The sequence below is a fragment of the Actinocatenispora comari genome (genome assembly GCF_017312725.1).
GTDB lineage: Bacteria > Actinomycetota > Actinomycetes > Mycobacteriales > Micromonosporaceae > Actinocatenispora > Actinocatenispora comari.
Window position 1 is genome coordinate 19,689 of sequence record NZ_BOPO01000021.1, and the last position, 22,006, is coordinate 41,694.

Annotated in this window: 23 protein-coding genes; 4 read left to right on the forward strand and 19 right to left on the reverse strand. The window is 71.7% G+C overall.

Features of this window, described 5'->3' with window-relative positions:
- The first annotated feature begins 42 nt into the window (after positions 1-42).
- Positions 43-465 carry a hypothetical protein gene (locus NUM_RS07675; protein WP_207124040.1) on the forward strand — a complete coding sequence of 141 codons (423 nt, stop codon included), beginning with the start codon at positions 43-45 and terminating at the stop codon, positions 463-465.
- A gap of 102 nt (positions 466-567) precedes the next feature.
- Here NUM_RS07675 and murA read toward each other — a convergent pair whose 3' ends face one another.
- A complete protein-coding gene (murA, locus tag NUM_RS07680) occupies positions 568-1,866 on the reverse strand; it encodes a UDP-N-acetylglucosamine 1-carboxyvinyltransferase (protein ID WP_207124042.1) in 1,299 nt (432 codons plus the stop codon).
- A gap of 91 nt (positions 1,867-1,957) precedes the next feature.
- Between murA and NUM_RS07685 the strand changes: the two genes are divergently transcribed.
- Positions 1,958-2,530, forward strand: a complete 573-nt coding sequence (locus tag NUM_RS07685; RefSeq protein ID WP_207124045.1) for a cob(I)yrinic acid a,c-diamide adenosyltransferase — start codon at positions 1,958-1,960, stop codon at positions 2,528-2,530.
- The gene (locus NUM_RS07690) at positions 2,527-2,949 is read left to right on the forward strand and encodes a VOC family protein (protein ID WP_225918397.1); all 423 of its coding nucleotides are present in this window, start codon (positions 2,527-2,529) and stop codon (positions 2,947-2,949) included. The genes NUM_RS07685 and NUM_RS07690 overlap by 4 nt, the downstream gene beginning before the upstream one ends.
- A gap of 109 nt (positions 2,950-3,058) precedes the next feature.
- Here NUM_RS07690 and NUM_RS07695 read toward each other — a convergent pair whose 3' ends face one another.
- The 14 genes from NUM_RS07695 to prmC all read right to left on the reverse strand — a co-directional run bounded on the left by NUM_RS07695 (position 3,059) and on the right by prmC (position 13,934).
- Positions 3,059-3,517, reverse strand: a complete 459-nt coding sequence (locus tag NUM_RS07695) for a DUF2550 domain-containing protein (RefSeq protein WP_207124047.1) — start codon at positions 3,515-3,517, stop codon at positions 3,059-3,061.
- A gap of 16 nt (positions 3,518-3,533) precedes the next feature.
- Positions 3,534-3,824, reverse strand: coding sequence for a F0F1 ATP synthase subunit epsilon (locus tag NUM_RS07700; protein ID WP_030448068.1), 291 nt, complete (start codon positions 3,822-3,824; stop codon positions 3,534-3,536).
- Between the two features lie 241 nt (positions 3,825-4,065).
- Positions 4,066-5,508, reverse strand: coding sequence for a F0F1 ATP synthase subunit beta (gene atpD, locus NUM_RS07705; protein WP_207124049.1), 1,443 nt, complete (start codon positions 5,506-5,508; stop codon positions 4,066-4,068).
- The gene (locus NUM_RS07710; protein ID WP_030448066.1) at positions 5,508-6,440 is read right to left on the reverse strand and encodes a F0F1 ATP synthase subunit gamma; all 933 of its coding nucleotides are present in this window, start codon (positions 6,438-6,440) and stop codon (positions 5,508-5,510) included. The genes atpD and NUM_RS07710 overlap by 1 nt, the downstream gene beginning before the upstream one ends.
- 3 nt (positions 6,441-6,443) lie before the next feature.
- A complete protein-coding gene (atpA, locus tag NUM_RS07715; RefSeq protein ID WP_207124052.1) occupies positions 6,444-8,090 on the reverse strand; it encodes a F0F1 ATP synthase subunit alpha in 1,647 nt (548 codons plus the stop codon).
- A 201-nt stretch (positions 8,091-8,291) separates the two neighbouring features.
- A complete protein-coding gene (locus NUM_RS07720) occupies positions 8,292-9,116 on the reverse strand; it encodes a F0F1 ATP synthase subunit delta (protein ID WP_207124124.1) in 825 nt (274 codons plus the stop codon).
- Complete coding sequence (locus NUM_RS07725; protein ID WP_030448063.1) at positions 9,113-9,667, reverse strand: F0F1 ATP synthase subunit B; 555 nt, start codon at positions 9,665-9,667, stop codon at positions 9,113-9,115. The genes NUM_RS07720 and NUM_RS07725 overlap by 4 nt, the downstream gene beginning before the upstream one ends.
- A 36-nt stretch (positions 9,668-9,703) precedes the next feature.
- Positions 9,704-9,928: an ATP synthase F0 subunit C gene (gene atpE / locus NUM_RS07730; RefSeq protein ID WP_030448062.1), complete on the reverse strand. Its 225-nt coding sequence runs from the start codon at positions 9,926-9,928 to the stop codon at positions 9,704-9,706.
- 117 nt (positions 9,929-10,045) lie between these two features.
- Positions 10,046-10,834 carry a F0F1 ATP synthase subunit A gene (gene atpB / locus NUM_RS07735; RefSeq protein ID WP_207124054.1) on the reverse strand — a complete coding sequence of 263 codons (789 nt, stop codon included), beginning with the start codon at positions 10,832-10,834 and terminating at the stop codon, positions 10,046-10,048.
- A 14-nt stretch (positions 10,835-10,848) separates the two neighbouring features.
- Positions 10,849-11,079, reverse strand: a complete 231-nt coding sequence (locus NUM_RS07740) for an AtpZ/AtpI family protein (protein ID WP_207124056.1) — start codon at positions 11,077-11,079, stop codon at positions 10,849-10,851.
- Between the two features lie 70 nt (positions 11,080-11,149).
- Entirely contained in the window at positions 11,150-11,635 is a 486-nt protein-coding gene (locus NUM_RS07745) for a hypothetical protein (RefSeq protein ID WP_225918398.1), read from the reverse strand.
- A gap of 48 nt (positions 11,636-11,683) precedes the next feature.
- Positions 11,684-12,295: an arsenate reductase/protein-tyrosine-phosphatase family protein gene (locus NUM_RS07750; RefSeq protein ID WP_225918406.1), complete on the reverse strand. Its 612-nt coding sequence runs from the start codon at positions 12,293-12,295 to the stop codon at positions 11,684-11,686.
- 65 nt (positions 12,296-12,360) lie between these two features.
- Positions 12,361-13,014 (reverse strand): L-threonylcarbamoyladenylate synthase, encoded by a 654-nt coding sequence (locus NUM_RS07755; RefSeq protein WP_225918399.1) that lies wholly within the window; start codon positions 13,012-13,014, stop codon positions 12,361-12,363.
- A complete protein-coding gene (gene prmC / locus NUM_RS07760; protein ID WP_370466940.1) occupies positions 13,011-13,934 on the reverse strand; it encodes a peptide chain release factor N(5)-glutamine methyltransferase in 924 nt (307 codons plus the stop codon). Before prmC ends, NUM_RS07755 begins: the two co-directional genes overlap by 4 nt.
- A 72-nt stretch (positions 13,935-14,006) precedes the next feature.
- On the opposite strand from prmC, the gene NUM_RS07765 reads away from it, so the two are divergent.
- A complete protein-coding gene (locus NUM_RS07765; protein WP_225918400.1) occupies positions 14,007-15,536 on the forward strand; it encodes a GGDEF domain-containing protein in 1,530 nt (509 codons plus the stop codon).
- Between the two features lie 90 nt (positions 15,537-15,626).
- On the opposite strand, the gene prfA is transcribed toward NUM_RS07765, so the two are convergent.
- From prfA to NUM_RS07785, 4 genes are all read right to left on the reverse strand, one after another.
- Positions 15,627-16,718 carry a peptide chain release factor 1 gene (prfA, locus tag NUM_RS07770; protein ID WP_207124061.1) on the reverse strand — a complete coding sequence of 364 codons (1,092 nt, stop codon included), beginning with the start codon at positions 16,716-16,718 and terminating at the stop codon, positions 15,627-15,629.
- A gap of 115 nt (positions 16,719-16,833) precedes the next feature.
- A complete protein-coding gene (rpmE, locus tag NUM_RS07775) occupies positions 16,834-17,067 on the reverse strand; it encodes a 50S ribosomal protein L31 (protein WP_030448053.1) in 234 nt (77 codons plus the stop codon).
- A 326-nt stretch (positions 17,068-17,393) separates the two neighbouring features.
- Entirely contained in the window at positions 17,394-20,795 is a 3,402-nt protein-coding gene (locus NUM_RS07780) for a phosphodiester glycosidase family protein (protein ID WP_225918401.1), read from the reverse strand.
- A gap of 153 nt (positions 20,796-20,948) precedes the next feature.
- On the reverse strand, positions 20,949-21,989 hold the full coding sequence (locus NUM_RS07785) for a glucose 1-dehydrogenase (protein ID WP_370466941.1): 1,041 nt from the start codon (positions 21,987-21,989) through the stop codon (positions 20,949-20,951).
- Between the last annotated feature and the right edge of the window lie 17 nt (positions 21,990-22,006).

Consider the following 22,006-nt stretch of genomic DNA (forward strand, 5'->3'; position numbering starts at 1 on the left):
CGCCGATGTCGAAGCTGGCCCGGCAGTGGCAGACTGACGGACGTGCCTGCCCCAGTCAGCATCCTGATCGCCTTCGGCCTCATCGCCGGGCTGGCGATCGTGCTCCGCTGGACCTACGGGAGCGACCTGTCCGAGCGTCGCTACCACGTGTCGCCGAACGACGACGATCCGGCTTCGCCGGCCGCCGTCGACTCGCCGGTCGTCACGCCGCCCGTGCCCGACGGTACGCACGAGGCGATCGAGCAGGCCGCGCAGGATCAGGTGGTGGACGCCCCGGAGTCCGCCGACGAGGGGTACGGTCTGCTGCGCACCGTGCTGGTCGCCGACAACCAGCGGCAGGCGACCCTGGTGCGCGAGGTGCTCGCCGACGCCGGCATCCGGTCCACCATCTCGACCGAGGGCGACAGCGCGCGGGTGCTGGTCTTCGTCGACCAGCTCGACAAGGCCCGCCGCCTGGTCGGCTAGCCCCGCAGTCTGGTCGGCTAGCCCGCCGCCTGGTCGGCTAGCCCCGCAGTCTGGTCGGCTAGACCCGCCGCCTGGTCGGCCGGGTCGGCCGCGGCGGCGCGATCAGTAGCCGAAGTCGTCGTCGGGGACGGTGCAGCGCTCGGCCTTGACGCCCAGCGCCCGCAACTGGTCGACGAAGTGCGGGTACCCGCGGTCGATGTGGTGCACGTGGCTGACCTCGGTGGTGCCCTCCGCGCACAGGCCGGCGATCGCGAGCCCGGCACCCGCCCGGATGTCGGAGGCCCGCACCGGGGCACCGGAGAGCCGCTCCCGGCCGCGGACCACCGCGTGGTGGCCGTCGGTGCGGATGTCGGCGCCGAGCCGGGACATCTCGTTCACGAACATGAACCGGCCGTCGAAGATGTTCTCGGTGATCAGCGAGACGCCGCCGGAGACCGCACCGAGGCCGATCGCCATCGGCAGCAGGTCGGTGGCGAACCCCGGGAACGGCAGCGTGACCACGTCGACCGCGGTCGGCCGGCGATCGATGGCGACCCGGAACGCCGGTACGCCGTCGGCATCGGGCAACTGCTCGATCTCGGCACCGGCGTCGGTGAGCTTGTCCAGCGCGACGCTCAGGTTCGCCGCCCGCACGCCCCGGACCGTCACGTCGCCGCGGGTCATCACCGCACCGAACGCCCAGGTACCGGCGACGATCCGGTCGCCGACCGTGCGATGGGTGGTGGGATGCATCGACTCGACGCCGGTGACCTCCAGCGTCGCCGTACCGGCCCCGGAGACCTGCGCGCCCATCGAGTTGAGCATGTCGGCCAGGTCGACGATCTCCGGCTCCCGCGCCGCGTTGTCGATCACCGTGGTGCCGCGCGCCAGTACCGCGGCCATCAGGATGTTCTCGGTGGCGCCGACGCTCGGGAAGTCAAGCCAGATCTGCGCACCGGTCAGCTGGGCGGCGCGGGCCACCACGAAGCCGTGCTCGGAGCCGATGTCGGCGCCCATCCGGGACAGCCCGGCGACGTGCATGTCCAGGCCGCGGGAGCCGATCGCGTCGCCGCCCGGGTGCGCGACCCGGGCGTGCCGGCAGCGGGCCAGCAGCGGGCCGAGCACGCAGATCGACGCGCGCAACCGGCGGACCAGGTTGTAGTCGGCCTCCGGCTCCAACTCGTCCGGGGTGTCGATGGCGATGTCGCCGCCGTCCACCTCGACCTGGCAGCCGAGCCGGCGCAGCACCTCGGCCATGATCGAGATGTCGGTGATGCCCGGCGCGTTGGTGATGGTGGTACGGCCCGGCGCGAGCAGCGCCGCCGCCATCAGCTTGAGCGCGCTGTTCTTGGCGCCGGCCACCGGCACCTCGCCGGCCAGCCGCGTACCACCGTAGACCCGGATGACATCCACGCGCGTCATCGTAGGCGCGGCGCCGGATCCGCTCGCGCCCCGGGGCGGTGCGTCGGAGTCGGCCGCCACCCGCTCCCGGACGCAGGAATAGGCTGGTCCGATGGCGGTACATCTGACCAGGATCTACACCCGAACCGGCGACGACGGCACGACCGGGCTGAACGACTTCAGCCGGGTGCCCAAGACCGATCCGCGCATCGCCGCGTACGCCGACTGTGACGAGACCAACGCCGTGTTGGGCACCGCGCTCGCGCTCGGCCGGCTCGACGACGAACTGACCGGGGTGCTCACCCGGGTCCAGAACGACCTGTTCGACGTCGGCGCCGACCTCGCCACCCCGGTCACCCCGGAGCCGAAGAACCCGGAGCTGCGGGTCACCGACGACTACGTCGAACGGCTGGAGGGCTGGTGTGACGAGTTCAACGAGCGCTGCCGCAAGCTCGACTCGTTCATCCTGCCCGGCGGCACCCCGGGCGCCGCGCTGCTGCACCACGCCCGTACCGTCGCGCGGCGGGCCGAGCGCTCGGCGTGGGCGCTGCTCGACCACGACCCCGAGCGCACCAACGTGCTCGCCGCCAAGTACCTGAACCGGCTGAGCGACCTGCTGTTCATCCTGGCCCGGCTGGCGAATCCGTCCGGCGACGTGAAGTGGGTGCCAGGCGGACAGCGGTGAGCGCCGACGCACCGCACCCCGTGGCGGTGAGCCGGGGCGCGCTGCACCACGTCGAGCTGTGGGTACCGGACCTGACCCGGGCGGCGCGCTCCTGGGGCTGGCTGCTCGGCGAGCTGGGCTACACGCCGTACCAGCAGTGGCCGGCCGGGCGCTCTTGGCGGCTCGGCGCGACCTACCTGGTGCTGGAGCAGTCGCCGGCGCTGACCGGTGACCGGCACGAGCGCACCGCGCCCGGATTGAACCACCTTGCCCTGCACACCGGTACCCCCGCGCAGGTCGACGCGCTGATGGCGGCGGCGCCGGCACACGGCTGGTCACCGCTGTTCGCGGAGCGGTATCCGCACGCCGGCGGCCCGGACTGCCACGCCGGCTACCTGGCCGACCAGGACGGCTACGAGGTCGAGCTGGTCGCCGGCTGACCGGCGAGCACCGCGCTCGCCGCGGCGCCGGCGACACGGGTCAGGGCGAACCGGTCACCCGAGCCGCCGCGGGCCGCTGCTCAGCGAGATACCCGGGCCGGCGCCGCGGTCAGCTGGCCTGGTCGTCGGCGGGGAGGCCGAAACGACGCGAGGCCGCCCCGGGTGGGGCGGCCTCGAGCCAGGACAGGAAACCGGTCAGCGCGCCTTCGGTCATGGCGACCTCGACGACGTCCCGGTCGTTGGCGCAACACAGCACGAGCGCGTCGGGCGGCAGCACGAGCAGCTCAGGGCCGCCCGGTGGGCGGCGGGACCGGATCGCCAGCGTGCGCCGGGACAGCACCTCACGCGGCCGCATCGCCAGGCTGAACATCCGGTACCACAGCAGCTGGTCGCCGGCGAAGCGGCCGAAGCCCGGCGCCCAACCGCGGCCCGGGATCCGGGCGGTCACCCGGACACTGACCTCGATCGTGCCGCCGCGCCGGGCGATCAGCGCCCGGCGCAGGAACAGCAGGCCGAGCGCGACGAGCACGAGCAGGACACCGACGCCGATCGCCTCGAAGACTCGCATCGGTGCCCGGCCCTCGCTAGTGCGCGCCGGCCTCGGCCGGCTCGCCCAACTCGACCGTCTCGGCGAGCACCGTCACCCCGCGGCCGGTGACGGAGAGGAACCCGCCGTTGACCGTGTAGACCAGCTCTTCCTCGCCGTCGCGCTGGATCCGGACGGTGCCCGGGTCGGCCAGCTCACCGAGCAACGGCGCGTGACCGGGCAGGACGCCCAGCTCGCCCTCGGTGGTGCGGGCGATGAGCATCTTCGCCTCGCCGGTCCAGACTTTCTGCTCGACCGCGACGAGCTCGACGTGCAGTGGGTCGGCCACCGGCTTCTCCTAGACGCAACGGGGATGTGACAAGGAATTCTAATGCGTGACCGCCGGCACGCGGCGGGCACCCCAGACGCGGAAACAGTGACGCACCGCACTTTGCGGCACCACCCAGGGTGTCGTGTTCGCCCTGTGCAACCGGCAGGTACCGGCTGCCGGGCGAGCACCGTGCTGACGCGGTTCGGGCCGGTGCCCACGAGGGACACCGGCCCGAACCAGGTGGTACCGCGGCGCAGAACTACTCGTTCTTGGCGAGCTCGTGCGCGTTGCGCTCCAGGTCCTCCAGGCCACCGCACATGAAGAAGGCCTGCTCAGGGAAGTGGTCGTACTCCCCCTCGGCGAGCTTCTTGAACGCCTCGATGGTCTCCTTCAGCGGAACGAACGAGCCGGCCAGGCCGGTGAACTTCTCCGCCATGAAGGTGTTCTGGGACAGGAACCGCTCGATCCGGCGGGCCCGCTGGACCGTCACCTTGTCCTCTTCGGACAGCTCGTCCATGCCGAGGATGGCGATGATGTCCTGCAGATCCTTGTACTTCTGCAGGATCTGCTTGACCGTCTCCGCGACCTGGTAGTGCTCGGCGCCCACGAACGACGGGGCGAGCAGCCGGGACGTCGACGCCAGCGGGTCCACCGCCGGGTAGATGCCCTTGTCGGAGATCGACCGCTCCAGGTTCGTGGTCGCGTCCAGGTGGGCGAACGTGGTCGCCGGCGCCGGGTCGGTGTAGTCGTCGGCCGGCACGTAGATCGCCTGCATCGAGGTGATCGCGTGGCCGCGGACCGAGGTGATGCGCTCCTGCAGCACGCCCATCTCGTCGGCCAGCGTCGGCTGGTAACCCACCGCGGACGGCATCCGGCCCAGCAGGGTGGACACCTCCGAACCGGCCTGGGTGAACCGGAAGATGTTGTCGATGAACAGCAGCACTTCCTGGTTCTGCACGTCCCGGAAGTACTCCGCCATGGTCAGCGCGGACAGCGCCACCCGCAGCCGGGTGCCCGGCGGCTCGTCCATCTGGCCGAAGACGAGCGCCGTCTTGTCGAAGACGTTCATCTCGGTCATCTCACCGATCAGGTCGTTGCCTTCACGGGTGCGCTCACCGACGCCGGCGAACACCGAGGTACCGCCGAAGTTCTGGGCGACGCGGTAGATCATCTCCTGGATGAGCACCGTCTTGCCCACCCCGGCACCGCCGAACAGACCGATCTTGCCACCACGCACGTACGGCGTGAGCAGGTCGATGACCTTGATGCCGGTCTCCAGCATCTCGGTCTTCGGCTCCAGGTCGGCGAACGCCGGCGGCTCGCGGTGGATGCCCCACCGGTCGGCCGGCTCGAACTTCTCGCCGTCCTTGAGGTTCAGCACGTTGCCGGTCACGTCGAACACGTGGCCCTTGGTCGCCTCACCGACCGGCACCGAGATCGGCTTGCCGGTGTCGCGCACCTCGGCGCCCCGGACCATGCCGTCGGTCGGCTTCAGCGAGATCGCCCGCACCATGTTGTCACCCAGGTGCTGGGCGACCTCCAGGGTGATCTCCTGCTTGCCGGCCGACAGCTCGACGTCGACCTTGAGCGCGTTGTAGATCGCGGGCATCGCCTCGCGCGGGAACTCGACGTCGACCACGGCGCCGATCACCCGGGCGACGCGGCCGACGGCAGTCGCCTTGTCCTGAGTAGTCGCGGTCATCACTCTTCACTTCCTGACGCGGCCAGCGCGTCCACGCCGCCGACGATCTCGCTGATCTCCTGGGTGATCGCGGCCTGCCGGGCCGCGTTCATCTCACGGGTAAGGGTCCGGGCGATGTCGTTCGCGTTGTCGGAGGCGGCCTTCATGGCCGCCCGCCGAGCCGCCGACTCGCTCGCCGCCGAGTCCAACAGCGCCGCGTAGATGCGGGTGTTGATGTACTTCGGCAGCAGCGAGTCCAACAGCGAGGCGGCATCCGGCTCGAACTCGTACGCCGGGGGGATGCCGGTGGACGGCTTGTCGGTCTCCTCGATCTCCATCGGGGCGACCCGGGTCACCGTCGGCACCTGCGACACCATCGACGCCAGGTGCGTGTACACCGCGTACAGCTCGTCGATGCCGGGCAGCCCGTCGGGGCCGAAGCCACCGTCGGTGTCGTCGGCACCGGCGTTGAACGCGTCGATCAGCGTCTGGCCGGCCTCCCGGGCGTCGTCGAACGCCGGCTGCTCGGAGAAGCCGGTCCAGCTCTCGGCGATGTCCCGGTTGCGGAACCGGTAGTACGTGACGCCCTTGCGGCCGATCACGTACAGCACCGGCTCGATGCCGTCCGACCGCAGCCGGGCGATCAACTGCTCGGCGGTGCGGATCACGTTGGCGTTGTAGCCACCGCACATGCCCCGGTCGCTGGTCACGACCAGGACACCGGCGCGCCGCACCCGCTCACGCGGGGTCAGCAGCGGGTGCTCGATGTTGGCACCGGACGCCAGCGCCGTGAGCACGCCGGTGATGGCGTGCGCGTACGGCTGGGCCGCGGCGACGCGCTCCTGCGCCTTCGCGATGCGGCTCGTGGCGATGAGCTCCTGCGCCTTGGTGATCTTGCCGGTCGACTTGACCGACCGGATCCGGCGGCGGAGTACCCGTAGCTGAGCGGCCATGGGTTACTTCTTCTCCGCCGACGGGACGTACTTCTGCACCGTCTCCTGGCCCTCGGCGCCCTCGGCCAGCGCCTCCGCCGGCGCCTCGTTCACCTTCAGCTCGTCGCTGCCGGCGAGGAAGTTCTGGGTGAACTTCGCGACCGCGGACTCCAGCGTGTTGGCGGCGTCGTCCGACATCGCACCGGTGCTGGCGATCTCGTCCAGCACGACCTTGTGGTTGTGCCGCAGGTAGCCGAGGAACTCGCGCTCGAACCGGCCGACGTCGGAGACCGGCACGCTGTCCAGCTTGCCGGTGGTCCCCGACCAGATCGAGACGACCTCCTCCTCGTACGGGAAGGGGTTCGACTCGTCCTGCTTGAGCAGCTCGGTCAGCCGGGCACCGCGGTCCAGCTGGGCCCGCGAGGTGCGGTCCAGGTCGGACGCGAAGGCGGCGAACGCCTCCAGGTCGCGGTACTGCGCCAGGTCGAGCTTGAGCCGGCCGGACACCTTCTTGATCGCCTTGCGCTGCGCGGCCGTGCCGACCCGGGACACCGAGGTACCGACGTTGATGGCCGGCTTGGTGCCCGCGTTGAACAGGTCGGCCTCGAGGTAGATCTGGCCGTCGGTGATCGAGATGACGTTGGTCGGGATGTACGCGGAGACGTCGCCGGCCTTGGTCTCGATGATCGGCAGCCCGGTCATCGAACCCGCGCCCAGCTCGTCGGACAGCTTCGCGCACCGCTCCAGCAGCCGGGAGTGCAGGTAGAACACGTCGCCCGGGTAGGCCTCGCGGCCCGGCGGCCGGCGCAGCAGCAGCGACACCGCGCGGTACGCCTCGGCCTGCTTGGTCAGGTCGTCGAACACGATCAGCACGTGCTTGCCGTTGTACATCCAGTGCTGGCCGATGCTCGACCCGGTGTAGGGCGCGATGTACTTGAAGCCGGCCGGGTCGGACGCCGGGGCCGCCACGATCGTGGTGTACTCCAGCGCGCCGGCCTCTTCCAGCTTGCCCTTGACCGTGGCGATCGTGGACGCCTTCTGGCCGATCGCGACGTAGATGCAGCGCACCTGCTGCTGCGGGTCGCCGGTCTTCCAGTTGGCGCGCTGGTTGATGATCGTGTCGATGGCGACCGTGGTCTTGCCGGTCTGCCGGTCGCCGATGATCAGCTCACGCTGGCCCCGGCCGACCGGGATCATGCCGTCGATCGCCTTGATGCCGGTCTGCAGCGGCTCCTCGACCGGCTGCCGCGACATCACGTTCGGAGCCTGCAGCTCCAGCTCGCGGAAGCCCTCGTTCTCGATGTCGCCGAGGCCGTCCATCGGGCGACCCAGCGGGTCCACCACGCGACCGAGGAACGCGTCGCCGACCGGCACCGACAGCACCCGGCCGGTGCGCCGGACCGTCTGGCCCTCCTCGATGCCGGCGTACTCACCGAGCACGACCACGCCGATCTCGCGCGTCTCCAGGTTCAGCGCCAGACCCAGCGTGCCGTCCTCGAACTCGAGCAGCTCGTTGGCCATGGTCGAGGGCAGCCCCTCGACCTGGGCGATGCCATCACCGGCAGTGGTGACGACACCGACTTCCTCGCGGGAGATCTCCGGTGTATAGGAGGAGACGTAGCGCTCGAGTGCGCCACGGATCTCCTCCGAGGAGATGGTCAGCTCGGCCATCTTTGCCAGTCCTCGTCCCTTGGTCCTATCGGTGGGTCCGGGCGCGACGCCGGGGGATCGGCTCCGGACTCGGCCACCTGTGCGGGTGATACATCGCCAAACGTGGTGGCCGGGGGCCACCGATGCCGGCGGCCGGGGCCACCGGATTTCTCGTCGTCCGGCGACCTGCCGGCCGCCGGTGTGGTTGCGCCGCGCGCCCGGTCAGCGCCGGGTCAGCGCGGTGCGTGTCTCGTTGATCCGCCGAAGGATGGTCCCGTCGTACAGATCGGAGCCGACCTGCACGCTCATCCCACCGAGGATCCGCGGGTTGACGGACACCTTCAGCGCGATCTCTCGACCGTATATCCGCCGCAGGGCGGCAGCCAGCCGATCGAGATCACCGTCGGACAGCTCCGCCGCGACCGTCACGTACCCGATCTCGTGGTCCCGCCGGCTCGCGGCCAGCTCGACCAGCCGGGTCAGCGCCGACTCGAAGCCGCGCCCGCCGAAACCGGTCAGAGCCAGCTCGGCCAGTCGCAGGGTGACCGCGGAGACCTTGCCGGACAACAGCGACGACACCAGCTCGGCGCGCTGCACCGGGTCGGCGGTGGCGTCACCGAGCACGGCGGCGAGACGCTCCTGACCGGCCACGATCTGGCCGAACCGGAACAACTCGTCCTCCACCTCGGCCAGCGCACCATCCCGCTCCGCCGAGGCGAGCAACGCCTCGACCCCGAGCAGCTCGGTGCCGTCGAGCAGGGCGCTGGCGCTCGACCAGCGGCCGGCGACGAGCACCCCGAACAGGGTCCGGGTGCCCTCCGACAGCTGCTTGCCGAACAGCGAGTTCGCCAGTCCAGCGCGGTCCTCGCCCGGCCGGGCCGGGTCGGACAGCGCCCGGCGCAGCCGCGGCTCGGCGGACAGCAGCTTCGCGATCGCGAGTAGCTCGTCGGCGACCGTGGCCAGCGTCTCCGCCTTGGCCCGCTTGGCGTACGTGTTCAGCCGGTCGACCGCCGCGCCGAACGCCTCACGGCTCGCCGCCTCCATCAGCGACGCCCCGCGGCGCCGGTGCTGGCCCGGCCGTCCGCCTCGATCTCGGTCAGGAACCGGTCGACGGTGCCACGCCGCTGCGCCTCGTCGGCGAGCGACTCGCCCACGATCCGGCCGGCCAGATCGACTGCGAGCGAACCGATGTCGGAGCGCAGCTCGCGGATCAGCGTCTGCCGCTCGGCGGCGAGCTGCTCCTTGCCGACCGCGATCACGCGGTCGCGCTCCTCGTTCGCCTTGGCCAGCATCTCGTCCCGGATCGCCGCGGCGTCGGCACGCGCCTCGTCACGGATCCCGGCGGCCTCGGTGCGGGCCTCGGCGAGCTGCTCGCGGTACTGCTCGAGGAGCTGGTTGGCCTCGGCCTGAGCCTGCTCGGCCCGCTTCAGCCCGCCCTCGATCGCGTCCACGCGGGCCCGGAAGGTCTCTTCCATCCGCGGGAACACGAACTTCATGAGGACGAAGCAGACTGCGGCGAACGCGATCAGCCCGACGATGATCTCGGACCAGACCGGCATCAGGATCTGAGCGCCGCCCTCTGCTGCGAGGTGTTTCATGGCTTACTCCCGATGGGTTGTCGGACGGTCTGGACGTCAGCCCGCCCAGATGAAGCCGAGCACCAGGCCGAACAGAGCGAGCGCCTCGACGATCGCGAAGCCGAGGAACATGTAGGTACGGGTCAGACCCGCCGACTCCGGCTGCCGAGCGGTCGAGGTGATGTAGGCGGCGAACACGATGCCAACACCGATACCCGGGCCGATCGCGGCGAGGCCGTAGCCGATGGAGCTGAGGCTACCGGTGACAGCTGCGAGGTCCATCTGGGGATTCCTCCTGGTCTACCCGCGTGACCTTCACGCGGAGGCTTGGTTTGGTCTCTCGGTCGTACAGGGTGGAACGGAGCGCCGGTGCCCGGCGCAGCGGAGCTCACATGCGAATCAGTGCTCGTCCGCGAGCGAGCTCTCGACGTAGCTCGCGGTCAGGATCACGAACACGTATGCCTGCAGGGCGGCGACGATCAACTCGAAGAACGTCATGATGATCGCCATCGCCCAGGAGACGACGGACAGCGGCCGGAAGAAGACTGTCTGCGCGTTCATCAGGGCGACCCCGCCCAGCGTGAACACCAGCAGCAGCAGGTGGCCGGCGAACATGTTGGCGAACAACCGGACCGCCAGCGTGACCGGGCGGGTCAGGAAGTTCTGCACGAACTCGATCGGCACGAGCAGGAAGTGCATCGGCCACGGCACGCCCGGCAGGATCAGGGTGTGCTTGATGTAGCCGAAGAAGCCGTGCTTCCGGATGCCCAGGTACAGGAACATCACGTAGGTGATGGCCGTCAGGAACATCGGGAAGGAGATGTGCGAGTTCGGCGAGATCTGCAGGAACGGAATGATCCCGAAGAAGTTCATCACGATGATGAACAGGAACAGCGTGGTCAGGTAGGGCGCGAAGCGCAGCCCTCGCTTCGCACCGATCACCTCGGTGGCGACGCCGTCGCGCACGAACCCGTACATCGACTCGGCCATCCACTGTGTCTTAGTAGGCACGAGTTTGGGCTTGCGATATGCCACGAGGAAGAACACGATGATGAGCGCCGCTGCCAACCAAGCCAGGATCGTCACCTTCGTGACGGCTTGGCCGAGCCCTGGAACGAGACCCTCGAAGTCGAAGTCCTTGACGCCAGGTGGGAAATCACTGGCCAGGATCGCCGGCTCTCCAGCCACCGAACCACCCTTCGCTAACTGCTGCCAAGTCGTTTGACGATCAGGTAGATCGCCGCGGCTGCGCCGACCAGCATGCCGACCACGAGGCCGATGTGGGAGGGAATCCCCAGCCACCAGTCGACGAGCCCACCGATCACCGCCCAGACGGCGACGCCGCTGAGCAGATGACCCGTGGCCATCCAGCCTGTCTCCATGCCCGCGGCTGCGCCTTCGGGCTTGGTGGCAGGCTGCTGCTTGCTGGTCATGATGGGGATGACGGTATCAGCCGGTCAGCGGCGCACCGCATCGACCCCCGGTGATGGGACCAGGGGTTACTCAGCGGTTGGTGGTCGGCGCGGCCGAGGGGTCCACGGCCGGTTCCACGTATGGGATCTTGGCGTGCCACGTCCAGGCGGCCTGGGCCGCGGACCACGTTAGCGCAGCGGCGACGATCGCAAGGCCCATCGGCGCAAGCCCTAACCAGCCCGTTGCATTCAGGGCCAGCATGAACATCCCGAGAAACAGGAATTTCACCACATACACGGTCAGGCCGACCGGCAGCACGAGCCTCGGGTTGACCCGGTCGGCCCAGGCGATGGCCAGGCTGGACAGCACGTAGCTGACCGCGACCAGCCCGACCCCGGCCGCCACCCCGGCCACGCCCACCGCACCCCGCAGCGGCGCGGCGACCGCGGCGCCGACGATCAGCAGCCCCGCCAGCGCCAGCAACGGCACCGGCAGATGACGCAGCCGGGGCAGTCGACTGCCACCCGGCCGGGAAGAACGCGCGGTGTTGCGGCCCGCCACCTCACTGCTCAGCACAATGCCGCCCAGCGTACCCGGCCGACCCGGCACACCGGCCGACGCCGCTCACCGACCGGTGAGGATGCGCACCAGCTTGCGCAGCGGCAGTTCGATGTCGTCGGCGATCCGGTCGAAGAACCGGTCACCCAGGCCCCACGGGTCGTCGAGGTCGTCGTCCGGGCCGGGGCCGGTACCGCCGCGCGCCTTGTTGGCCGCGGCGACCAGCGCCACTCCCCTGGTCATCGTCTGCGCCGGGGTCGGCGCCGCCGGCGGCAACTGATCGGCGTCCACCTCGTGCAGCAGCCGGCCGAACTCGCAGACGGTGAACGTCCGGTCGGCCGCGTCCGGCCGCAGCGCGGCCACGTAGCTCGCCTGCTCGCCGGTCGCGGTGAGGATCAGCTCGGAGGCGTCGATGTGCTCGCCGTGCAGCTGCCGGGCGGTGAACCCGGACGGGTCACCGCCGCGCGCGGCGACCTGCCGCGCCGCCGGCGGGTTCATCTGCTCGCCGGCGTGCCAGCCACCGGTGCCGGCGCTGTGGCTGTACAGCAGGGCCGGCGGGGCCGGGTCGGTCGGGCCGAGCAGGTCGGCCAGCCGGGCGGTCAGCAGCCGCTCCGCCATCGGCGAGCGGCAGATGTTGCCCATGCACACGTGCAGCACCGAGAACGGCGGCTGCCTCACCTCGGGATCGGCCACGTCATCCTCCTGTCCTCCCACCCGCACTCCATCCTGCCCGCACCGGGCCGCTACGAGGCGGACACCGAGTCGGTCAGATCCGGCAGCAGGCCGCGCAGTTCGGCGGCCGGGACCGCGCCGGCCCGGATCAGCCGCGGCGGCGACGAGGCGAGATCGAGCACCGTGGAGGCGACCCCGCCGGTACTCGCGCCGGCCTCCAGGTAGGTGGCCACCGCGTCGCCCAGCTGATCCCGGGCACCGGCGGCGGTGGCCGCGGGCGCGACCCCGGTGCGGTTGGCGCTGGAGGTGGCGAGCGGGCCGGTCTGGCGCAACAGCTCCAGGGTGATCTCGTCGGCCGGCATCCGCACCCCGACGGTACCGCCGGTGTCACCGATGTCCCAGGTCAACTCGGGCGCGTGCGGCACCACGATGGTCAGCCCACCCGGCCAGTACCGGTCCGCGAGCGCGTGCGCGACCGGCGGCGCCGCGGGCGCCAGCTTCGCCAGCTGCTCCGGCTCACCGACCAGTACCGGTGGCGGCATGGCCCGGCCGCGCCCCTTCGCGGCGAGCAGCGCGCGCACCGCGGCCGGGTCGAACGCGTCGGCGGAGATCCCGTACACCGTGTCGGTGGGCAACACGACCAGCCCGCCAGCGCGGATGGTGGCGGCCGCGGCGGCCAGGCCGGCGGCGCGGCCCGCCTCGGTGCGGCAGTCGTACAACGTCACGAGGGTGCAGTCTTCCACCCCGCCGATGGGCACCGGGCGGTGGAGTACCGGTCCCGGCCGGCGAGGTCGCGGTGGTCGGCGACGTCGGCGTACCCGGCGGCGACCAGCAGCCGCGGCACCGCCGTGCCGTGCGTGTCGTCGTGTTCGAGCACCAGCGCGCCGCCGGGCCGCAGCAGCCGGGCCGCCTGCCGGATCAGTGGCCGGATCACCGCGAGTCCGTCGGCCCCGCCGTACAGCGCGCGGTCCGGGTCGGCGCCGGCCACGTCGGGCGGCAGCGGCGTACCGGCCGGCACGTACGGCGGGTTGGTCAGCACCAGGTCGACGGTGCCGGCCAGCTCGGGCAGCAGCGGGTCGGTGGTGACGTCGGCGTCGACCACCCGTACCGGTGGGTCGCCGGCCGCCTGCCGGGCCCGCGCGTTGGCGCGCAGGTAGCGCAGCGCGGCCGGGTCGTGCTCGACCAGTACCACCCGGGCGGTCGGCGTCTCGTTCGCCATGGCGAGGCCGAGCGCGCCGGAACCGGCGCACAGGTCGACCACCAGCGGGTCGGGCCGGCTCAGCAGCGCCCGGCCGGCGTCGACCAGCAGCTCGGTCTCCGGGCGGGGTACGAACACGCCCGGCCCGACCGTGAGCTCCAGGTGACGGAAGTAGGCAACCCCGGTGAGGTGCTGCAGCGGCGTGCCGGCGGCCCGCCGCGCCACCAGCTCGTCGAGCTCGTCCCGATCGGCCCGGCCGAGGTCGTCGAGCAGCGCCAACCTGCCCCGGGTAACGCCCAGTACGTGCGCGGCGAGCAGTTCGGCGTCGACGCGCGGGGTCGGCAGCCCGGCCGCCTCGAGAAGTCGGGCAGCGCTGGCCAGAACGACCCTCGCTGGCGTACGGTCTGGCGTATCCGGAGCGCTACCGATCCGGTCTTCTCGTTGCACGCATCCATCATCCACGCCGGACCGCGCCGGGCCGTGCGGCAGGTCGGATGGACAGCCGGGGGAGGTCGCAGCGTGGCATGGCCGAGTGCCGGCTTGGCGGCGCGGGCCGACGACTATCGAGACGACGTGCGCCGGCTCATCCGGGCCGGCCGGTCCGACGAGGCGGAACGACTCGTCGACCGCGTCCTCGGCGAGTCGCGTGACACCCCGACGCTGGCGTACGCGATCCTCGCCAAGATCGGTTGCCTGATCAACCTCGGCCGCTACAACGAGTGCCCGGCGGCGCTGGACCGGGCGTTCGAGCTGATCCGCGAATACCCGGAACCGAGCCACCTGGGCGAGTTGCACGCACACGCCGCGTACGTGGCCTATCTGGGCGGTTCGCTGGACCGCTGCGTGACCCACCTGGTGCGCAGCTCCCGCTCGCTGGGCATGGTGAGCCGGCCGGTACCGGAGGCGGCGGACGCCTGGATCGACCTCGCCACCACGTACTCGCTGATCGGGTTCCACGGGCACGCGCTCGGCGCGGTCGACCGGGGCCGGCGGATGGCGGCTGCCGCCGGGCTGCCCGGCGCCGAGTACGTGATCCCGGAGGTACGGGTGCGGCTCGCGGTGTCGCTGGACCACCGCGGCGACGCCGAGGGCTGCATCCGGATCCTGCGCGACGTGCTCGGCCAGCTACCCGGCGCGCCGCAGCAGGCGCAGGCCCAGCTGCCCGAGATGGACCGGCCCTACGTCGGGTACGCGCTGGCCCGGCTCAGCGCGTTCGGCGAGCCGGCAGCGATGCCGGCGTACCCGTGGCTCGGCGAGCCGCGCAGCCAGGACCCGCTGGTCGGCGACCTGCGCGCGCTCGGCGCGGTCTGCCTGGACATCGCCGACGGCCGGCCGGAACAGGCGGTGACCCGGCTGGAACGCATCAGCGTGGACGCCCGTACCCTCGGCGCCTCCGAGCCGCCGCGGCTGCGCGCCCTGGCGTACGCGGCGGCCGGCGACCACGCGGCCGCGCACCGGGCCGACCGGGAGGCGTTCCGGCTCACCGCGCAGGCCATCGACCGGCTGCGGGACCTGTTCATCGACGGCGTCGAGGCGCGCCTGGACCACGACGACCTGCGCGCCACCGTCGCCCGGTACGCCGACGAGGCGCTCACCGACCCGCTCACCGGACTGCCGAACCGGCGGCACCTGGAGCAGCACGTCGCCGCGATGGCCGACCGCAGCGAGCGGGGCGTGATCGGGGTGCTCGACCTCGACTCGTTCAAGGCGGTCAACACCGTGCACGGCCACCTCACCGGCGACGCGGTGCTGCAACGCGCCGCCGGCCTGCTGGCCCGGGTGATGCGCCGCGGCGACTTCGTCGCCCGCTACGGCGGGGACGAGTTCGTGGTGGTGCTGCCCGGCGCGCAGCTGCCCGAGGCGTACGAGGTGGGCAACCGGGTGGTCGGCGCGTTCGGCACCGAGGACTGGGACGCGCTGGTGCCCGGCACCCCGATCACCGTCAGCATCGGTTGGGCCGAGCTCGACCTGCGCTCCGGCGTGCAGAACGGCTTCGAGCTCGCCGACCGAGCCATGTACGCGGCGAAGCACGCGGCACGGGCTTCCTGACAGTGGCGCTGCGGCCGGGCCGGCCTCGCGCACGTCCCCCGGGGAGACGTCCCTTACCGAGAAGCTCGACGCCGGACGGCCGCAGCGTCGTTACCGGTGCAGTTCGGTGCCGGTGAGTCGGGCGGCGCGGTCGGCTTCGGCGAGGGCGTCGAGGACCGCGTCGAGGTCACCGTCGAGTACCTGGTCGAGGTTGTAGGCGGTGAAGCCGATGCGGTGGTCGGTGATGCGGCTCTGCGGGAAGTTGTAGGTGCGGATCCGTTCCGACCGGTCGACGGTGCGCACCTGCGAGCGGCGGGCGTCGGACGCGGCGGCGTCGGCCTCCTCCTGCGCGGCGGCGAGCAGCCGGGCCCGCAGGATGCGCAGCGCCTGCTCCTTGTTCTGCAGCTGCGACTTCTCGTTCTGGCAGGAGACCACGATGCCGGTCGGCAGGTGGGTGATGCGCACCGCGGAGTCGGTGGTGTTGACCGACTGGCCGCCCGGGCCGGACGAGCGGTACACGTCGATGCGCAGGTCGTTCGGGTCGATCGTGACGTCGACGTCCTCCGCCTCGGGCAGCACCAGGACACCGGCCGCCGAGGTGTGGATGCGGCCCTGCGACTCGGTCACCGGTACCCGCTGGACCCGGTGCACGCCGCCCTCGAACTTGAGCCGGGCCCACACCCCGATACCGCCCTCGGGGATGCCCTTGGTCTTGATCGCCACCGACAGGTCCTTGTAGCCGCCCAGGTCGGTCTCCTCGGCGTCGATGACCTCGGCCACCCAGCCGTGCCGCTCCGCGTACCGCAGGTACATCCGGAGCAGGTCGCCGGCGAACAGCGCCGACTCGTCGCCGCCCTCCCCCGCCTTGATCTCCAGGATGACGTCCTTGCCGTCGTTGGGGTCGCGCGGCGCGAGCAGCTCGGCCAGCCGCTCCTCCAGCTTGGGGATCATCGTGGTCAGCGCGTCGACCTCGGGCGCGAACGACGCGTCCTCGGTGGCGAGTTCGGTGGCGGCGGACAGGTCGGCGCGGGCGGTGTCCAGCTCGCCGGCGGTGCGCACGATCGGGCCCAGCTCCGCGTAGCGGCGACCCACCCGGCGCGCCTCGCCGGCGTCGGCGTGCAGCACGGGATCGGCGAGCCGCTGCTCCAGCTGCTGGTACTCGCTGCGCAGCTCACCGAGCCGGTCACCACCGGGCGTGTCCATCGCTCCCCCTCACCATCGCGCGAACCGGGACCGGGTCGACCGACCCCGCGGACAGACGAAACGGCGCCCACCGCCGATCCGGGCACGGATCGGGCGGCGAGCGCCGTCGCGGTCGCTACTTGCCGGCCTTGGCCTGCGCGGCGCGGGCCTTGGCGTACTTCTGCTGGAACTTGGCGACCCGGCCGCCGGTGTCCAGAATGCGCTGCTTGCCGGTGTAGAACGGGTGGCAGGCGTTGCACGTCTCGACGTGAATCGAGCCGCCCGACGCGGTGCTGCGCGTGGTGAACGAGTTGCCGCAGGAACAGGTCACCTCGGTTGCCTGGTACTGCGGGTGAATGCCACTCTTCATGGGGGTCCTCTCCAGGTAGGTCGCCGGGTCGCCGGGCGCTTGTCGCCGCGGCGTGAACCGGAACCTCAAACGGGCCGTCGTACCAGTGTGGCACGCGCTCACACGACCACACCGCCTGGGTAACGCCCCCACCCCGCCACTTATGCCCGGGGTGCCGGCGTCCTTTCCAGCGACGCCACCCTCGGACCGCCGCACGGCGCCTCGCCGTCAGGGCCGCCTGCCGCTGCTCGGGTCGGCGACCGCAGCGGCCCGCCGACGCGACGGCGTGGTGCCGGTCACTCCGAGGGGCCGGAGCGCTGGCTCCGGCCCCTCGAACGTGCCGGCGGTCAGCCGACGGTGATGGTCACCGTGTCCCGGACACCGTTGACGTCCACGGTGAGCGTGGCCGTGCCGCGGCGCAGCCCGGTCACCGTGCCCGACACCGGGTCGTACGCGACGATGTCGTGGCCGCCGTGCCGCCCGCCGAACCGGACGCCACGGGAGCCGGACCAGTCGGCGCTGACCGGGTACGCCACCGGCACGGTGTCGCCCTGCTGGGTCAGCGTGGCCGACGCCGTGCCCTGCCCACCGACCGACAGCGTCGCCGGCGCGGTGAGCGTGACGGTGTCGGTCTGCGGCCGGATCCGGGCGGCGAGCCAGTCGGACGGCCCGGCGCCGTACGGGTCGGCCCGCCGCTGCGCCTGCTCGTGCGCGGAGACCGGGTTCACACCGAACTCGGTCCAGCCGATGAACCCGCCCTGGTCCGCCGGCGCCGCCGGGTTCTTGCCCGAGTTGCCGTTGATCAGGTACGGCACACCGTCCACATGGGACGCGTGAAACACCCCGACGTGGCCGCCGACGAAGCCGACGCCCTTGCCGGTACGGCGGCCGAAGTCGGCCAGCCAGGACTCGACCAGCGCCGCCTCCTTGCGGTCGGACAGCTGGCTGCCCTGCTGCGGCAACGGATCGCGTGGCGGTACGTGCTCGACCAGCACCACCGACGATACGGAGCGGTCGGTGGCCGCCGCGTCCAGCTGCTTGCGCAGCAGCTCGATCTGGTCGAAGCCACCGGTACGGATGCCCAGGCTGGAGGTGTCCAGGGTGACGAACCGGGTGCCCTTGTGGTCGAACACCTGCTGCGCCGGGCCGAACTCGGCGGTGAAGTTGCCGATCTTGCCGCCCATCACCTCGTGGTTGCCCGGCACGTAGTACCAGGGCACGGCGTCGCCGAGCACCTCGGTGAGGATCTGGTGGGCGAACGTCAGATCCGCCGGCGAACCCTCGTCGACCAGGTCACCGTCGATGATCAGGAAGTCCGGCTTGGCCGCCCTGATCTCGCGCAGCGTGCGGCGGGCCGAGGCGACGATCGCCGAGTCGGGATCGCGGGCCACGAACTGCGCGTCGGACATCACCGCGAAGCGCCAGTGCCGGCCGGCGAGCGTACCGTTCTGGATCACCACCGGGTCGCGCACCGTGGGCGCGGCCGGGGTGTCCACCGCCGGCGGTACCTTCGCCACCAGGTCGTCGAGCATCAGCGAGCCCTGGTACTGGGTGTCCGCGCGGGTCTCGGCGACGTAGAACCGGCTCAGTGTCAACGGATACGCGACGCCCGCGGGCACCGGGATCTCGACGTACTTCCAGCCGGTCCAGGTCAGGTAGTCACCGCGCAGCAACTGGTGGGTGCCCTGCGCGTCGATGAAGTCCAGCGTCGGCCACTCGCCGTGCCCGTTGCCGTACAGCCACATGCCGAACGCCTGCGGCTGACCCGGCACGGTGATCGGCGCCGGCGGCTTCGCGTAGGCGGCGCGGGTACCGGTCGACTGGGTGAAGTCGTAGGACATCGACAGCGCGGTGCCGGTGTGCCCGTCCGCGGCGGCCGACAGCGAACCGGTGGCGCGGGCGGCGCTGAAGCTCCACTGGGCCGCGTCGTCGAAGTTCGCGACCGGCTCGTCGGTGAGCCCGACCGTCACCGGCACCTGGGTGCTGAACCGTCCGACGTGGACGGTCACCAGGGTGGAACCGGAGTCCTTCTTCGCCTTGACGGTGAAGTTGCCGTCCGCGTCGGTACCGATGGACAGCAGCGAGTGGTCGTAGTCGAGGCTGGCGTCGGCCGGCTCGATCGGCGCGGTGTAGCCGGACGCGTCGTACCCGACGACACCGAAGTCACCGGTCGCCGACCCGTCGGCGAGCCCGACCCGGCCGGTGTCCGCGCCGATCCGGGTCAGCGATCCCAGCACGTGCAGCTTCACCTTTCCGCGGGCGGCGCCGCGATGGGCGGTCACCGTGACGGTGCCGGAGTGGCGGGCGTGGAACACGCCGGCGCGGTCGACGCTGCCGACCGTACCGGGTGCGGCGAGCCAGCCGGGCGTCCCGGCGGCCGGGCCGTACGTCTCGTCGTAGCCGGCGGCCGACAGCCGGCGGGTCAGGCCGGGGAACACCCGGTCCGGGTGGCCGCCGGGCTGCGGGTCGACGGTCGGCGCGTTCTCCGGATCCGCCTTCGTGGTGACCCAGAACCCGGTCAGCTGCCCGGATCCGGCCGGCGCGGTGATCGCGAGGCCGTTCGCAACCGGCCGCTCGGAGCCGTCCGACGGGCTGTTCTCCAGGGCGAGGTCGGTGCTGCCGACCTTGCGGGCGAACAGCGTCGAGGAGCCGCCGCCGTCGATGTTGATGGCGTTGTAGGCGCCCAGCTCCTTCATCATCTTCGCGAGCTCCGCGACGTAGATGCCGGCGCTGTTGGTCTGCTTGCCGTCCACGGTCAGCAGGAACATCTTCGAGCCGTCCCGGTTGAACCCGACCGCGCCGCGCGCCGCGTACTGGTCGTCCGGCGGCGACTGCACCGCACCGTCCTTGATGAGGATCTGGTTGCCGCCGATCGCCGTGCGCAGCGTCGAGCCGTCGCTGGTGCGCGGCGAGTACGACACCGAGACCGGGTCGCCGACCTTGAGTGCCCGCAGCGAGTCCGCCCCGGCCTCCCGGCCGACCAGCACGTAGTCACCCTTGGCGATGTCGCCGGCGCCGGGTGCGGTGGCCGCGGCCGCGACGTGTCCATCGTGGACGGTCACCTCCGCGGTGTCCGAGGAGGTCTGCACCGGCCGGGTGCGCGACATCGCACCCCAGCCGCTGGTGTACTCCCCGATCCCGTCCGTGCCGATCCGGGTTCCGTTGTACTGGGCCAGTTTCACCGTGCCGGACGGCAGCGTCAGGGTGCCGTCGAAGTACACCTGGAGGATGCGGCCAGCGCCGTTCGCGTCGATGCCGACGGCGTTGTGCCAGTCGTCGTTGGGCGACTTGACCAGGTTGCCGCCGGAGATGCCGACGCCCTCCGGCGCCCCGGTGTCGTTGATGTCGAAGAAGTCGCCGTTGATCGCGGCGACCGCGCGCGGCTGCGCCTTCACCTGCTCGCGGATCGTCTGGTCGCTCGCGACCGGGTCGGCCGACAGGTAGTCGACGCCGTTGCCGCCGGACAGGTCCACCGACAGCGACTGCGCCCGCAGCCACCCCTCCGACTCGTACCGGTCGAACGAGGCGAGCGTGACGCCCGGCGCGACCGGCCGGGTGGTGCGGTTGATCTCGACCGAGTTCGGCACCGTGTCGACGGCCGCGGCGGCGCGGACCGGCGGTGCCGAGCGGGCCGGCTGGGTCAGGCCGGGCGCGGTGAGCCCGAGCGCGACGGTCGACGCCACCGCGAGCGCGGCGATCCCGCGCCGCCGCCGCGATGGCCTGGCCACGGGTGTCCCGGGGACGGACACGATGACTCCTCCAGGTGACTGTCGGCACCTCGTCCGCCGACGAAGTGCCCAGTCAATCGCACCTGGATGACTTTCTACAAGACCACACCGTGACGCGGAGGAAAACTCCAACGCCGGCCTGGCGTGGTTCGCCCGCGCCGGCGTGCCGCCGGATCAGGACAGGTCGACGACCACCTTGACGTCGTCGGGCTGCCGGGTCAGCGCGTCCGGCCAGGACGCGATCGGCACCCGGCGGCTGATCAGCCGCTCCAGCCAGCGCACGTCCGCGTTCTCCAGTGCGGTCGCCGCCTGCTCGTAGTGGGTCCGGTTGGCGTTCACCGAGCCGACGATCGCGTCGTTGCCCATCACCATCCGCGCGTTCAGCTCGTCCGCGCCGACCTCGATGTCCCTGGTCCCCGAGGAGATGCCGGTCAGGCAGATCACCGCGTTCGGCGCGGTCATCTCGCTGATCGCGAACACCAGCGCGCCCACGCCGGTCGCCTCGACCACCGCGTCCGGCGCGAGCTTGAGATCGGCCAGCTCGCCCGAGTGGTACGTGGCGCCGAGGTCGGCCACCAGCTGCGGTTTCGGCCCGTCCGAGACCCGGTCGTACACGTGCGTGTCGTAGCCGCGCTGCACCGCGAGCAGCGCCGCCAGCAGCCCGATCGGCCCGGCGCCGGTGATCAGCGCGACCGGGTTCGGCAGGCTGGGCACCCGGGCCCGGATCAGGTCGATCTGCTCCCAGGCCTTCGCGACCACGGTGGTCGGCTCCAGCAGCACGCCGGTACTGGCCAGGCTGTCGGCCAACCGCACCGCGAACCTCGCGGGCACCCGCCACTGCTGCGCGCCGTAGCCGTCCGCGCCCTTGATGCCACGCTCGACGTAGTTGCCGGTGCGGCAGTAGTCCCACAGCCCGGCCTGGCAGCAGTCGCAGTCGTCCGGCCGGCGCACGATGCCCACCACCAGGTCACCGGCGTGCAGCCCGGAGTCGGCCGGCGCCGACACCACCCGGCCCAACGACTCGTGCCCGATCACCAGCTCCGAGCGACCGGCCGGCGGCCCCCCGTGCGCGCCGGCGACCACCTCGTGGTCGGTACCGCAGATCCCCACCGCCAGGCCCTGCACGAGCACGTCGCCGTCGGCCGGCGCCGGTTCCTCGCGCTCGGTTGCGGCGGCACTGTCCGGTCGTCCCGGCACCACGGTCATCGCTAGCACGCTCTACCTGCTTCCCC